The sequence below is a fragment of the Staphylococcus sp. ZWU0021 genome (assembly GCF_000798895.1).
In the GTDB taxonomy this organism is placed as follows: Bacteria; Bacillota; Bacilli; order Staphylococcales; family Staphylococcaceae; genus Staphylococcus; species Staphylococcus saprophyticus.
On record NZ_JTLN01000027.1, the window covers coordinates 487,656 to 501,996 of the forward strand.

Consider the following 14,341-nt stretch of genomic DNA (forward strand, 5'->3'; position numbering starts at 1 on the left):
TTATATCATTTATATTGAATTTACGGGCGGCTCATAAATAAATGATTGCAGAAAGTCGCTTGTTTTGATAAAATATTTCTTGTTGTAATCAAATTCATTTTGATAGCGAAGATCACTTTTAGGAGGTGACACACATGCCAAACATCAAATCTGCAATTAAACGTGTTAATACAACACATACTGCTGAAGAACGTAATATTTCTCAAAAAAATGAAATGCGTACAGCAGTTAAAAGAGCTCATTCAGCTTTAGAATCAAATGCTGATAACAAAGCTGACTTATTGAGTTTTGCTTTGAAAAAAGTAGATAAAGCTGCACAACGCAACTTAATCCACGACAACAAAGCTGCTCGTATTAAGTCATCATTAATGACAGCTGCTAAATAATATTAAAGTTCAAGCAATTGCTTGAACTTTTTTTATATCTTTTTTTAAATAAGTATCCTTTTAAAATACTCCCAATTTAATGTATGCACAGCGGGATAATATTGCTTTGTTTAAAACTACAGCGATAAAATAAATAACTCTAATATGAGATGTTTATCCATATAAGATGATTTTAATTTATAATCCGTCTCAGCACAGGAATCTATAATATTTAGCAAATTTTCAAGTTGGTAGTTTCTTGCTTGATTAAGCGCTAATTTTACTCTGTATGGGTGTACATTTATTGTCTTGGCAATTTGTTGACCACTATAACCCTTTTGACTTAATATTTTAGACTGATAAAAAAGTCGATAATTACTGGTAATTAATGCTAATAACTTAATTGGTTCTTCTTTCATTGCAATCAGATCATTAACCAATTGAATTGCATTTGATTTTTTATTTTTTTGAATATAATCTGTTAGTAAAAACACATTTTGTTCTAAACTTCTATTAACAATTTGGTACACATCTTGTTTATTAATTGTTGATCTGTCACCTAAGAAAAGGATTAATTTTTCGAGTTCTTGTTTAACAATATTAAAATTAACGCCTGTTAATTCTATAAATAGGTCAAGTGCATCTTGTTTGATATCTTTAAAATTTTCATGAAGCTCTTTTTTCATCCACTGCATAATTTCTTCTTCTGACATTTGCTCTATTTTTTTTAATTGGGCATTCTTTTTTAATGTTTTCACCAATTTCTTACGCTCATCTAATTTACTATGATATACCTCAAAAATAATCAACGTATCTCCATCATATTTTTCAATAAATTCAATGAGTTGATCTATGTTATGATTCAAATCTTTAGGAGGTTTTTCACCAGTGAATAGGTATGCATTTTGAACAAGTACTACTTTTTTATCAGAGAAAAAAGGCATGGTCAATGATTCTTCTATTACGGGTGCCAAATCATGTTCGTATAAATTATATTTTACGAAATTAAAATCATCTTTAGGTGCATTTAAATAGTTATTTATTTCTTCTGCTGACTTTTTTTCTATAAGTTCAGGTACTTCTCCGTAAATTGTTATTATATTATTGCTCATATATAGCACCCTTTCATCTCTATTACACATTAAATTATTATATCACGCAGTATTTGTTCTCTCTACCCAAATCATTTACCAAATTGTGATTTAATTTGTATCGAATTTGATAAAGTAATTGTGACTTCCCCAGAGAGACTTGTCATATATATTTTAGATCCTATTGCTTTCAATCTAGTAATAACTTCGGTACTAGGTAATTTATATCTATTATTTTGTCCAACTGAAATTAAGCTGATTTTAGGATGCATTATATTGACAAAGTTAGAACTAGAACTTGTTTTACTTCCATGATGACCTACTTTTAATACATCCAAATTATTAAGTTTGTACTTATTAAGTAAAAGAGATTCATTATGTTTTGAAGCATCGCCCATAAATAACATTTTATATTTATTATATTGTATGTAGGTAATAATAGAATGTTCATTTAGATCGTCTGAATTTTGTATTGTAGCATCTAACAAACGAATATCTGCTTTGCTAAGTACGATATGATTAAAAGTTTTAAAATCTAATAATTTAACCTTATGTTTTTTACATTGTAACGTTAGCGCTTTTAATTGTTCTAAGCTAAAGCTATTTGCATTTATTATTATATGATCTATTTGATATTTTCCTATTAGATAGCTTAATTCTCCCATATGATCAACATGTGGGTGTGTAATAATCAAATAATTAATTTTAGGTAAACCATGCTTTTTTAAAGTGGGCAGAATCTTTCGTTTTGATAGCATGTGGTTGTCTTTCATACCTTTTTTAATCAATACACCCCCAGTATCTATAAGCATAGATTCCTGTTTATCCGTTTCAAATAATATAGCATCTCCTTGGTTCACGTTTAACATAGTTAATCTGTAATCATTTGATTTCGGTAAAATGGTTAAAATGAAAAATATGCTTATTAGAATCAATAAAAAAAGAAAATAATGCTTATGAACGAATAAAATAAGTGCAACAATGATAAGAAACACAGCAATCGCAATAAAAAATGAAGATAATTCGGGGGTGAACCATTTTAAAGTAGAGAATTTCATAAAAATAGAAACAAAGTAATCATGAATCAAGAGCAATATATTTAGGCATTTTGTAAAAATTGTAACTTTAATAGGAAAATGAAGCGAAGCAAAATAAATTAACGAGGCAGGAAATAAAATAAATGTGTAAAACGGAACAAAGAATAAATTAGCTAAGATACCTATCCATTGGATTTGATTAAAATGGGCTGCACTAATAATGGAAGATGAAAGTTGTGCTATAACACTGACAAAAATCATGCTTTTGACGATATTAGCGTCTTTTAAAATCGGGAGTGCAAAAAGAATACAAAAAGTTATAAAAAATGAAAACTGAAATCCAATATTATATATTAATTGTGGAGAAATTAGTGTGATTAAAATAAAAACACCAAAAAGAACATTCATAGAATGTTTGTACAACTTTTTCGGAAGTAATAGAAGAATAAGCGCAACTAACACTGCACGAATAGCACTTGGAGCCATACCAGTGTAAATAGTATAAATGGGTAACAAAATAAAAATAATAGCTTTTATCAAAAATAAGGGACATCTGACTTTAGTCAAAGTATAAAAAATAATACTAACTAAAGCTGTGATATGTGTCCCACTTATTGCTAGTAAATGATAAATACCAATTTCTCTAATTTGATCTAATTGATGGTCTTTTATCTTGGAAGTATCTCCCGTAATCAATGCAATTATTTTACCTGGATCATCGTTGTGTTCTGTAACAAGACGCTTATAAATATATTGCTTATGTAAATCGACCAGAGACATCCAACCCATTGATATTGACTTACAACTTGATAAATCGAAGCTTTTTATATTGATATATAATTTTCTACTTATTCCTTCCCCATTAAATTTAAAAGCACCATGGATTTTACAATCGCGTCGGTATAATTCAGACGAATCCGAAGATTTAACTTTTCTGTTCGGCTTAAAATAATATTGATAATAATCGCTATCAATTTGGAGTTTACCACTTAGAGTATTGTCGCTAATGACAGGTTTAGTGATAAATTTTGCATTAGCAATTAAAGATTTACTTAACATATCATTTTGAAATTCTAACGTTTGATGATAATACCTATAAAATAATCCAAAAGCTATAAAAGGAACAATTATAATCATAATAACTTGCTGCCATTTGAACTGCTTTATTTTAAGTAAAAATATAAGGAATATAAAAAGAAGTATTGAAAGAAATTTGAGATGTAGCCAAAGAATGCCAACTAAATATGCTATGCCATAATAAACCGTGGCTATTTATTTAATAAGTATTGTGCTACATGCTCTTGATCAAATGAAATTTTTTTATACTCAATACCTGCTTGTTTCAATAACTCCAATGCATATGTATGGTTATGATAATCTTCGGCATAATATATTGTATCAATACCAGATTGTATGATTGATTTTGTACAGTTCAAACAAGGGAAATGAGTAACATAGATTGTAGCGCCATCTGTAGAAACACCTTGTTTAGCACATTGAAGTAAAGCGTTCATCTCAGCGTGTATTGTTCTGATACAATGGCCATCCTCTAATAAACACCCTTCATCAATACAATGAACTTCACCTGAAACCGAACCGTTATAGCCCCCTGCAATGATTCTATTATCTTTCACTATAGTAGCACCAACTGACAAACGTTCACACGTAGAACGCAAAGCCAAAAGATGACTTTGAGCCATAAAGTATTCTTCCCATTTGATACGATCCATGATGATTTACCTCCATATATGTATTATATTTTTTGATTAATTATAGATTAATTTGAATTGAACCATAATGCAACTAAAAGTTATATAGTCAGCTTTGAACCGATTTTTTCTAAAGTCTTAGCTCCAATACCATTTACGTCTTTTAATTGCTCTACAGACTCAAAAGGGCCATGTTGTTGTCTATATTCTATAATAGCCTTAGCTTTAGTCGGTCCAATCCCATTTATCGTTAATAACTGAGATTCTGTTGCATCATTAATATTTATTTGTTCTGAGTTTATTGTACTATTACCTTTTTTACTATCTTCTGTGTGGTTATTCTTTAAAGCAAAATGATTCATATTAATGTCTTTTTGATCTTTGTCACCAATTTTCGGAATATAAATGACTTTCTGGTCTTGTAATTTTTCAGCTAAATTCACACTTGAAAGATCAGCATCTTTTAATAAAATTGCTTTGTCCACTAATTGCTTAACCCTATCCGTATCTTTCATCTTATAAATATCAGGATGCTGTACAGCACCTTTAATATCAACAAAAATAAAGCTACCCTTTTTATCATTTTTTACTGATTTTGCATTATCATTATTAGTAGCAATTGTTTTACTATTGGTACTTTGTTCATTAATTAATGTGGAATCATCATTTGTACTTAAGTTTGCATTGCTGTTGTCATCTGTATTGCTGACATTTAAAAATTTATAACAACAAATAGCAAGCAATAGTACTAACGCGCATCCAACTATGATCACTAATTTATTTTTCTCAAAAATTACTTTCCATTTTGACCAGTCTAATTGCAAAAAATCACTCCTTTATACTTAACACGTATAAGGGAGTGATTTTACTTTTATTTTTTAGCTATGAAAAATAATCTATAACCATTTTCAGTGTGATTGTTTATGTCAAAGTCAACAAAAGTCTGTATATGGTTAAAACCTACTTCTTTTAACATCGCTGTATATTCATTTTCAGTATAAGTTTGCTGATAATGTGATTCATCAAACCTAGTATAATGCGTACTATCTTGTTTAATAAAAAACGACATATCGTGCCAAACACTCAGAGGTTCTTCGCCTTGGACAGCTTCCCACCCTAAGAAAACATCTTCGGATTCGTCAATATAACTTTGATTATTAAACAATGTATTCATTTTATAAGCTGTGTGAACATCAAACATAAAGACACCATCTTGAGATAAATGTCGATAAACATTTTTAAATGTATCTGAAACATTTTCTCTTTCAGGTAAATAATTCAAAGAATCACAAAATATTGTAATGACATCAAAATGTTGTTCAAGCTCAAAATCAGTCATATCTGCTTCAATCCAATTAACAACATTAGATTTTTGAGCAGCTATAGCTAACATATCAACACTAAGATCCATTCCTGTCACTTGCTCAAATTCAGTGAACAGCGATGTTAAACTACCGGTTCCACAACCAATATCTAAAATAGAATGCTTTTTACCTGCAAAATGATTAACAATGCTTAGCCAATCTTCATACGGTTGATCTAAGGTTAGCTGATCATAAAACAAGCTCATTTCTTCATATTGTGCCATTTTTAATAAACAGCCTGTCTGTATGATTCAAGAGGTGCATCTCTATACAGTTTTTCAATATTATAATAATCTCTTTCATCTTTATGGAATACGTGTACGACTACATTTGCCAAATCAATAAGAATCCATCTCGCATCATTAAAGCCTTCCATTCGTTTAACTTCAATTTCCGCTTCATTAGCTGCATCTTTGACTGCACGTGCGATAGACTGAACTTGTTTTTCATTATTTCCGTGGCAAACCACAAAATAGTCTGTCATATCACTAATACCTTGCATATTTAAAGAAATAATATCTTCTGCTTTTTTATTCTCAGTTGCTTCCACAGCTAATTTTAATAATTGATCTGATTTCATTTAATCATCCTTTACTCTTTCGTCACTGTAATTGTAATAATTCAAGCATGCAATCGTCGCGTCATAGACATTAATATCTTTATTAATTAAATATAAAACGGTACGCTTAGATATTTCATATATTGTTTTATCTAAGCCACCTTTATTGTATGCTAAATCTCTAATTTCTTCAACGCCTGGGGTTTGACGCCCAGGTTCTATATAGTCTGCAATAAAGACAAGTTTCTCTGTTTTTGTCATTTGAGCACGACCTGTCGTATGGTTTTTTATCGCTAATAATACTTCTTCATCATCGATACCATACTTCTCTTTCATAATAACCGCACAAACAGGTCCGTGTAAAATTTCCGAACCATAACTTAATAGATTGCTATCTAAATCATGTTGCGTAACAACTTGATACATCGTTCCTAAATCATCATATTTAGAATAATCGTGTAATACACCCGCAAGTTCTGCTTTATCTTTATCACCATCATAAATATCTGCTAATTTAACCGCAGTTTCAGCCACTCTTAATGAATGGTTAAACCGCTTTTCAGGCAATTTCTCTTTGACAATTTCTATTGCTTCATTAACTTTCATATAATCCTTCCTCTCGGATATATTGTTCAACACTTGGAGAAACGAGTGCTTGAATATTCTCTTTATTCTTCACTCTTTTTCTAATTAATGTTGAGCTTATATCAATACGTGGAATTGTTATCGATAGCATTTCTGATTCGACTTCTTGTGTCGTTTTATCTCTATTGACGATTACAAAAGTAATGTACGATTTTAATTCATTAATCTTAAACCACTTATGCAGTTGATTATATTGGTCTGTCCCTATCACAAGATAAAGTTTTGCATCAGGATGCTTATCTAAAATGTACATCACTGTATCATAGGTATAACTTTGTCCTCGTCTTTCTATTTCATTTAAACAGATACGACCAAAACCCAGATCATCTATAACAGATTGAATCATATCAACTCTATATCGACCTTCCAAATAATCTGTATGTTCTTTTAGCGGAGATATAAAACTAGGTATAAAATAAAATACGTCCGGTTTTATAAATGCGTTAACTTCACTAGCTACGACCATGTGGGCGATATGAATCGGGTTAAATTGCCCACCATATAAGACAATCGATTTAGCCATTATGGTAACTGAATTTGTTTATTATCTTGTGATTCTTTGTAAAGTACAATCATCGACCCGATTACTTGTACAATATCACTACGTGTTGCATCACTTAATGATTGTGCTAAGTCATTTTTATCTTCAAAGTTGTTTTGCAATACATGTATTTTAATTAACTCTCTATTTTCTAGAATATCTTGTATTTGCGCTACCATATTGTCATTAATACCAGCTTTCCCTATTTGAAAAGTTGGATCTACGTTATGGGCTTTACTTCGTAAAAATCTTTTTTGTTTACCTGTTAACATAATTCAATCTCCTTTTATAAATATTTTAAAACAGTGTCTTTCATTATTTGAATTTGTGGTAATTCACCTGTCCAAATTCTATAACTTTCAGCACCTTGGTATACGAACATATCTAATCCATTATGAATAGGATTTCCTTTAGCTTCTGCAATTTCTAAAATAGGTGTCTTAAATGGTACATAAACGATATCACTCACTAACGTGTGACTATCCAAATTATCAAGGTTAATAATAACCTCTTTATTTTGATTCATACCTGCTGGCGTTGTATTGATAATAATATCAAATTCTGATAATGCTGCTTCAGCTTCTTGTAAACTAATTTTATTCACTTCTAATTGCCAACTTTCAAATCGATCCATAGATCTATTGGCTACTGTAAGTTTGGGTCTAACGAATTTTTTTAGTTCATTAGCGAGCCCTTTACTCGCACCACCAGCGCCTAAAATTAATATATATGCATCTTCTAAATCTGGATATACTTGTCTTAAACCTGTTACATATCCAATACCATCCGTATTGTAACCAATCCATTTCCCGTCCACAATTTTCACCGTATTAACTGCTCCAACTGTTTTTGATTGTTCATCGATTTCATCCAGATAGGGTATAATACGCTCTTTATGTGGTATTGTAACGTTAAATCCAGAAAGTGCTTTGTCATTAATTATCTCTTTGATACGATGAAAGTCTTCGTTTCTAATATTAATCGCTTCATAAGATGATAAATCATTTAAAGCTGCAAAATTTGCATTATGCATAACTGGTGATAAAGAGTGATCAATAGGATTGCCTATCACTGCGTACTTCACATTAAACCCGCCTTACATTATAGAATTTCGTAATACGACATCGACATTTTTAGGTACACGAACAATGATTTTAGCACCTTCATCAATGGTAATAAAACCTAATCCAGAAATCATAACATCACGCTTTTCTTTACCTGTTTCTAGACGTACGGCTTTAACATTTTGCAAATCAAAATGATCTGGGTTATTAGGGGGCGACAATACATCCCCTAATTGATTACGCCACAATTCATTTGCATTTTCCGTTTTAGTTCTATGGATATTAAGATCATTTGAAAAATAACATACTAATGGTCGTTTACCACCACTTATATAATCAATACGTGCTAAACCACCGAAAAATAATGTTTGTCCTTCATTTAATTGATATACACGTTGTTTAACCTCTTTTTTAGGCATAATTGTTTTTAATTCTTTTTCCGTTACGTAATGCGTCATTTGATGTTCTTGAATCACACCAGGTGTATCATACATGAACGAAGTGTCATCAAGTGGTATATCAATCATATCTAAAGTTGTACCAGGGAATCGAGAAGTGGTAACTACATTCTTTTCACCCACACTGCGCTCTATCAATTTATTAATCAGTGTAGATTTACCTACATTTGTAGTCCCTACAATATAGACATCGTCATTATTTCTCAAAGTATTAATAGCATTCAATAAATCTTCGATACCCTCATTTTTTTCAGCAGAAATTAAAATGACATCTTCTGCATCTAAGCCGTATTTTCTCGCTGTTTTCTTCAACCATTCTTTTACACGGCGTTTATTAATTTGTTTCGGTAATAAGTCTAGTTTATTACCTACTAAAATGATTTGTTTATTTCCAACAATGCGTTTGATTGCATTAATAAAAGATCCTTCAAAGTCAAAAACATCCACAACATTTACAACAATACCTTTTTTGTCTGCTAAGCCATTAAGTAAATTTAAAAAATCTTCACTATCCAAGCCTACATCTTGCACTTCGTTGTAATTTTTTAACCTAAAGCATCTTTTACAAATAACGTCTTCTTTATAAAGACTACTTTCTGGAACATATCCAGGCGCATCTAAATCTTCAGATTGTAAGGGTGCGCCACAACCGATACATTTTAATATCTCAGTTTCTGCCAATCAATTTTCCTCCCATTTAATATAACCTTTTTTTCTAAAATGCTGTAGTAATCTACGTTCAATCATGCGATTAAACTTCGTTATAAATCCATCTGTTTTTTTCACTGGGACAACCATAATTGTGAATAATCCGCGTCTATTTCCGCCAAACACATCTGTTAGCATTTGGTCTCCAATGACAACTATTTCTTCTGGATTCAAATTCATTAATTTAGATGCTTGATTAAAGGCGCGACCTCTGGGTTTTTTTGCTTTAAATATATAGTCCACATTTAATGATTTTGAAAAATTGCCTACGCGTTGTTCGTTGTTATTTGAAACAATTGTTACAGTTATGCCGAGTTCTTTTGCTCTATCGAACCATTCTTTTACTGCTTCTGTTGGATCAGCTACATCCCATCCTACAAGTGTGTTATCTAAATCTGTAATTATACCTTTTACGCCTGAATTTGCGAGTTTTTCTATATCAATTTGAAAAATAGATTGTACATATTCGTTTGGCATAAAATAGTGCTTTATCATACCCATGTTTTATTTCACCTTTTTATATAGTTTTAATTAAACGATCAACAATTTGACTTGAAGCAATTGCTGCTTTTTCTAAGAATGCTTCGAATGTTATACCTGCATCACCATCTGCTAAATCAGAAATAGCACGTGTAATTATGAATGGTAGGTTAAACTGATAACATGTCTGGGCAATCGCTGTTGCTTCCATTTCTGCTGCCATGGCTTGTGGAAAGTTTGTTTTGATATCTGCGCGTTGTTCTGCAGTGCCAATAAAACTATCTCCACTTACAATTAAACCAGATTTAGCAACCCATTTTTGATCATTTATTGCTTCTTTTGCTAATTCAATTAAATGGCTATCCGCAACAAATTGTGCAGGCATTTGAGGAATTTGACCCAATTGATAACCAAATGCTCTTGCATCTGCATCGTGATAAGCTACCATGTCACTTACTATAATATCTCCGACACCAAGTGATTTGTCTAATGCACCCGCCGAACCTGTATTAATAATTAAATCTGGGTGAAAACGATTTATTAATAAAGTAGTAGAAATTGCAACATTTACTTTTCCAATACCACTTTGAGTCAAGATAACTTCTTTATCATGTAAACGCCCTTTATAAAAAACAACATGAGCAACATTAATTATTTCTAAGTTAACAATTTTATCTTTTAAGATAGCTACTTCTTCTTCCATAGCACCTATAATACCTATCATTATATTTCACCTCATTTTAAAATCCTAGCCTTTGTTATTCTACCATATTTGAACACATAGCTCGATAATAGTTCAATGTTTTTGCATAAAATAATAATTATTGAAATTATTTAAACTTTTTAATTATATTAACTATCATAAATTCGTTTATTTTAAAAATTTAACATGAAAAATACCCTGAACTTAATGTATTGTAACCATAAGTCAGGGTATTATCTATTTTCATTTAGCTACCAAATAATTCAGTTAAACCTTGAAGCGAGAAGATACCAATTACAATCGTTACGACTACTGCAACAATCCCGAACCAAAGCATCCATGTCGGGTGTTTGTAATCTCCTACGATTGATTTACGTTTACTAGCAATTAATATCGTACCTAATGTAATAGGTAAAATCAAACCATTTAGTGCACCTGCTACAATAAGTAACGTGACAGGTTTGCCTAAGAATAAAAATACTAACGTTGACACTACAATGAAACTAATTACAATAATATTCGTTTTATTATAAACAGATTTATGTAATGTTTTTAAGAATGTTGCACTTGTATATGCAGAGCCAATAACTGAAGACATTGCAGCCGCAAATAGTACAATACCGAAAATATTTCGTCCTATAGGTCCTAACACATGTTCAAATACAGAAGCAGGTGGATTATCAGCATTCAATGTAACGCCCGTTACTACTACACCTAATACAGCTAAGAATAATAATGTTCTTAGTACACCAGTTGTTAATATACCTGAAATCGCAGCCTTATTTACAAATGGTAAATAATCTTTACCTTTAATTCCAGAATCTAATATTCTATGTGCGCCAGCAAAAGTAATGTATCCGCCAACCGTACCACCAACTAATGTGATAATTGGTAAAACAAGCGCTAGTGGTTGCTCTGGCATCACTAAATGTTTTGCAGCCTCAGCATAGGGTGGATTGGCTTTAAACATAACAAAAGCGACAACGATAATCATCAATACACCTAAAAACATTGTTACGACGTCCATTATCTTTTGTCCACTTTTACTAATAAATATTGCAATTGAAAGAACGGCAGTAATTGCTGCACCTATTTTAACATCTAACCCAAATATCGCATTCAAACCTAATCCAGCACCGGCTATGTTACCAATATTAAAAGCTAGACCACCAATTGCAATGAGGATTGATATAAATGTACCCAGTCCATTAAAAATTTCATTAGCTACTTCTTGTCCACGTTTACCTGTAACAACGAGTACACGCCAAATATTAATCTGTGCACCAATATCAATTAATATAGATAGTAAAATTGCAAATGCAAAACTAGATGCAAATTGTGCTGTAAATACAGCAGTTTGTGTTAAAAATGCTGGTCCTATCGCGGATGTTGCCATTAAAAACACAGAACCTAATAATAACCTTTTGTGATTTTTAGTAAACTGGAAATCTTTTTCGTCTGACCTTAATTTTTCTCCCATTGCTTAGCCCCCTAACCTTGTAATTGAAATGCCTTCTTTCGTTAATTGTTCTCTAATTTGTGTTACAAATTCAATTGCATGTGCCCCATCGCCGTGCACACAAATAGTATCTGCTTTAATATCTATTGTATTGTTATTTTTTGTAATTACTTTTTGAAATTTAACCATATTTATCACTTGTTTAATCGCTTCATCTGTATTGGTAATCAATGCATCAGCTTCTTTTCTGCTTACTAACTGTCCATCGTCTTCATAACGTCTGTCGGCAAAAACCTCAGAAGCTGTGGACAATCCTAAAGCCTGTGCTTCTGAAATTAATAAAGTATTAGAAAGTCCCACATAGATTAAAGTCGGATCAAAGTCATAAACTGCTTTTGCAATAGCATGCGCAATAACTTTATCTCTTGCTCCCATTTGATAAAGTGCACCATGCGGTTTAACATGATTAATCTTAACGTCATGAATTCTACAAAAACCATTCAATGCACCTAATTGATAAACAACAATATCATAAACTTCTTCAGGAGATAAATCCATATTTCTTCTGCCAAAGCCTTGTAAATCAGGAAGTCCTGGGTGTGCGCCGATACCTATACCGTTGTCTTTTGCAAGTTTAATGGTATCGTTCATCACATGTTGATCGCCAGCATGAAAGCCACATGCAATATTTGCTGATGTTATTAAAGGAATAATTTGATTGTCACCACCAAATGAATAGTTACCAAACGCTTCTCCTAAATCACAATTCAAATCTACTTTCATTTATACTTCCTCCTTTAAAATTTGATGTCTATCTAAAAATTTAATGTCTACTTGGCTTGCATCACCATCAGCATATTCAGGATAAGATAATACAGCATACAGAAAATCAGCAGTTGTCGTAAAACCATCGATGACCATTTCATCAAGTGTTACTTTTAATTTATTAATAGCAAGTTGTCTAGTGGAAGACTTCACAATCACCTTTGCAACTAATGAATCATAATATGGTGAAACTTTATATCCGTGATATAACAAACTATCAACACGTATATTAAAGCCTTGTGGCAGATGTAAAGCTTCTACAGTGCCTGGTGTAGGTTGAAATTGTTTCTCTGGATTTTCTGCATTGATTCTTGCCTCAATGACATGACCATCAAAAGTAATGTCTTCTTGTGTGAATGGTAGTTCATTATGTTGCATGAGATACAATTGTGCTTGTAATAAGTCTCTGTTTGCTCTCATCTCTGTTACTGTGTGTTCAACTTGAATGCGTGCATTCATTTCTATAAAGTAATACGCATCATCCGTAACTAAATATTCAATGGTGCCTGCACTGCGATAATGAGATGCACGCGCCACTTTAACAGCATCATTACACATTGCTTCTCGCATCGACTCAGAAATTGCAGCGCATGGTGATTCTTCAATTAACTTTTGATTTTTCCTTTGTACAGAACAATCTCTTTCACCTAAGTGAATAAAATTATTTTTGCCATCACCGATAACTTGAACTTCCACATGTTTTGCAATAGGGATGAAAGCTTCAACATAAATACGGTCATCATCAAAATACTTTTCACCCTCACTTTTAGCTTCTTTAAAAGCTTTTTCGAGTGACGCTTCTTCTTTGATAATACGTATACCTTTACCGCCACCACCACTCGCTGCTTTTAACACAAGTGGATAACCAATATCTTGAGCAATAGATTTCACTTCACTTATCGAATCAACAGCACTTGTAGAACCCGGAATAATAGGAACACCGACATTATCAACTGTTTGTCTAGCAGTGATTTTATCCCCCATCATTTCCATAGTTGTCTTAGTAGGACCAATAAAATAAATCTCGTTCTCTTCAACTTTTTGGGCAAACGATGCACTCTCCGATAAAAAGCCATACCCTGGATGAATCGCGTTAGCTTGTGTTATTTTGGCTGCGCTAATAATTCTGTCTTGGTTTAAATAACTTTCAAGTGGATTTGCCTCACCTATACAAACAGCTTGATCTGCTAAACTTACATGCAAACTTGATTCATCACCTATCGCATAGATTGCAACAGTTTCAATATTTAGTTCTCTGCACGCTCTTATAATACGTACAGCAATTTCTCCTCTATTTGCTATCAGACAACGATACAATGCAAACACCCCTTTA

17 protein-coding genes are annotated in these 14,341 nt (G+C 31.9%); 1 reads left to right on the forward strand and 16 read right to left on the reverse strand.

The window, feature by feature from the left end; all coding sequences use genetic code 11:
- Positions 1-134 precede the first annotated feature (134 nt).
- Positions 135-386 carry a 30S ribosomal protein S20 gene (rpsT, locus tag L987_RS07780; RefSeq protein ID WP_002483148.1) on the forward strand — a complete coding sequence of 84 codons (252 nt, stop codon included), beginning with the start codon at positions 135-137 and terminating at the stop codon, positions 384-386.
- A gap of 116 nt (positions 387-502) precedes the next feature.
- On the opposite strand, the gene holA is transcribed toward rpsT, so the two are convergent.
- The 16 genes from holA to L987_RS07860 all read right to left on the reverse strand — a co-directional run bounded on the left by holA (position 503) and on the right by L987_RS07860 (position 14,325).
- Positions 503-1,477: a DNA polymerase III subunit delta gene (gene holA, locus L987_RS07785; RefSeq protein WP_011302989.1), complete on the reverse strand. Its 975-nt coding sequence runs from the start codon at positions 1,475-1,477 to the stop codon at positions 503-505.
- 71 nt (positions 1,478-1,548) lie between these two features.
- Complete coding sequence (locus L987_RS07790; protein WP_047503935.1) at positions 1,549-3,630, reverse strand: DNA internalization-related competence protein ComEC/Rec2; 2,082 nt, start codon at positions 3,628-3,630, stop codon at positions 1,549-1,551.
- Between the two features lie 131 nt (positions 3,631-3,761).
- A complete protein-coding gene (locus tag L987_RS07795) occupies positions 3,762-4,223 on the reverse strand; it encodes a ComE operon protein 2 (RefSeq protein ID WP_002483145.1) in 462 nt (153 codons plus the stop codon).
- Between the two features lie 80 nt (positions 4,224-4,303).
- Positions 4,304-5,026, reverse strand: coding sequence for a helix-hairpin-helix domain-containing protein (locus L987_RS07800; RefSeq protein ID WP_011302987.1), 723 nt, complete (start codon positions 5,024-5,026; stop codon positions 4,304-4,306).
- Positions 5,027-5,073: 47 nt separating this feature from the next.
- Positions 5,074-5,790, reverse strand: a complete 717-nt coding sequence (locus tag L987_RS07805; RefSeq protein ID WP_002483143.1) for a class I SAM-dependent DNA methyltransferase — start codon at positions 5,788-5,790, stop codon at positions 5,074-5,076.
- Positions 5,791-5,792: 2 nt separating this feature from the next.
- Entirely contained in the window at positions 5,793-6,146 is a 354-nt protein-coding gene (gene rsfS, locus L987_RS07810) for a ribosome silencing factor (protein WP_011302986.1), read from the reverse strand.
- On the reverse strand, positions 6,147-6,731 hold the full coding sequence (yqeK, locus tag L987_RS07815) for a bis(5'-nucleosyl)-tetraphosphatase (symmetrical) YqeK (RefSeq protein WP_011302985.1): 585 nt from the start codon (positions 6,729-6,731) through the stop codon (positions 6,147-6,149). It lies immediately after the preceding gene.
- Positions 6,721-7,293, reverse strand: a complete 573-nt coding sequence (gene nadD / locus L987_RS07820) for a nicotinate (nicotinamide) nucleotide adenylyltransferase (protein ID WP_011302984.1) — start codon at positions 7,291-7,293, stop codon at positions 6,721-6,723. Before nadD ends, yqeK begins: the two co-directional genes overlap by 11 nt.
- Positions 7,293-7,583 (reverse strand): ribosome assembly RNA-binding protein YhbY, encoded by a 291-nt coding sequence (gene yhbY, locus L987_RS07825; RefSeq protein WP_002483139.1) that lies wholly within the window; start codon positions 7,581-7,583, stop codon positions 7,293-7,295. Before yhbY ends, nadD begins: the two co-directional genes overlap by 1 nt.
- Positions 7,584-7,597: 14 nt before the next feature.
- Positions 7,598-8,395 (reverse strand): shikimate dehydrogenase, encoded by a 798-nt coding sequence (gene aroE / locus L987_RS07830; RefSeq protein ID WP_011302983.1) that lies wholly within the window; start codon positions 8,393-8,395, stop codon positions 7,598-7,600.
- 12 nt (positions 8,396-8,407) lie between these two features.
- Entirely contained in the window at positions 8,408-9,514 is a 1,107-nt protein-coding gene (gene yqeH / locus L987_RS07835; RefSeq protein ID WP_011302982.1) for a ribosome biogenesis GTPase YqeH, read from the reverse strand.
- Positions 9,515-10,042: a YqeG family HAD IIIA-type phosphatase gene (locus L987_RS07840; protein ID WP_011302981.1), complete on the reverse strand. Its 528-nt coding sequence runs from the start codon at positions 10,040-10,042 to the stop codon at positions 9,515-9,517.
- A 16-nt stretch (positions 10,043-10,058) separates the two neighbouring features.
- Positions 10,059-10,745: a 5'-methylthioadenosine/S-adenosylhomocysteine nucleosidase gene (gene mtnN, locus L987_RS07845; RefSeq protein ID WP_011302980.1), complete on the reverse strand. Its 687-nt coding sequence runs from the start codon at positions 10,743-10,745 to the stop codon at positions 10,059-10,061.
- 226 nt (positions 10,746-10,971) lie between these two features.
- Positions 10,972-12,204 carry an NRAMP family divalent metal transporter gene (locus L987_RS07850; RefSeq protein ID WP_011302979.1) on the reverse strand — a complete coding sequence of 411 codons (1,233 nt, stop codon included), beginning with the start codon at positions 12,202-12,204 and terminating at the stop codon, positions 10,972-10,974.
- A 3-nt stretch (positions 12,205-12,207) separates the two neighbouring features.
- The gene (pxpA, locus tag L987_RS07855) at positions 12,208-12,966 is read right to left on the reverse strand and encodes a 5-oxoprolinase subunit PxpA (protein WP_011302978.1); all 759 of its coding nucleotides are present in this window, start codon (positions 12,964-12,966) and stop codon (positions 12,208-12,210) included.
- Entirely contained in the window at positions 12,967-14,325 is a 1,359-nt protein-coding gene (locus tag L987_RS07860; protein WP_011302977.1) for an acetyl-CoA carboxylase biotin carboxylase subunit, read from the reverse strand.
- Positions 14,326-14,341: the final 16 nt, after the last annotated feature.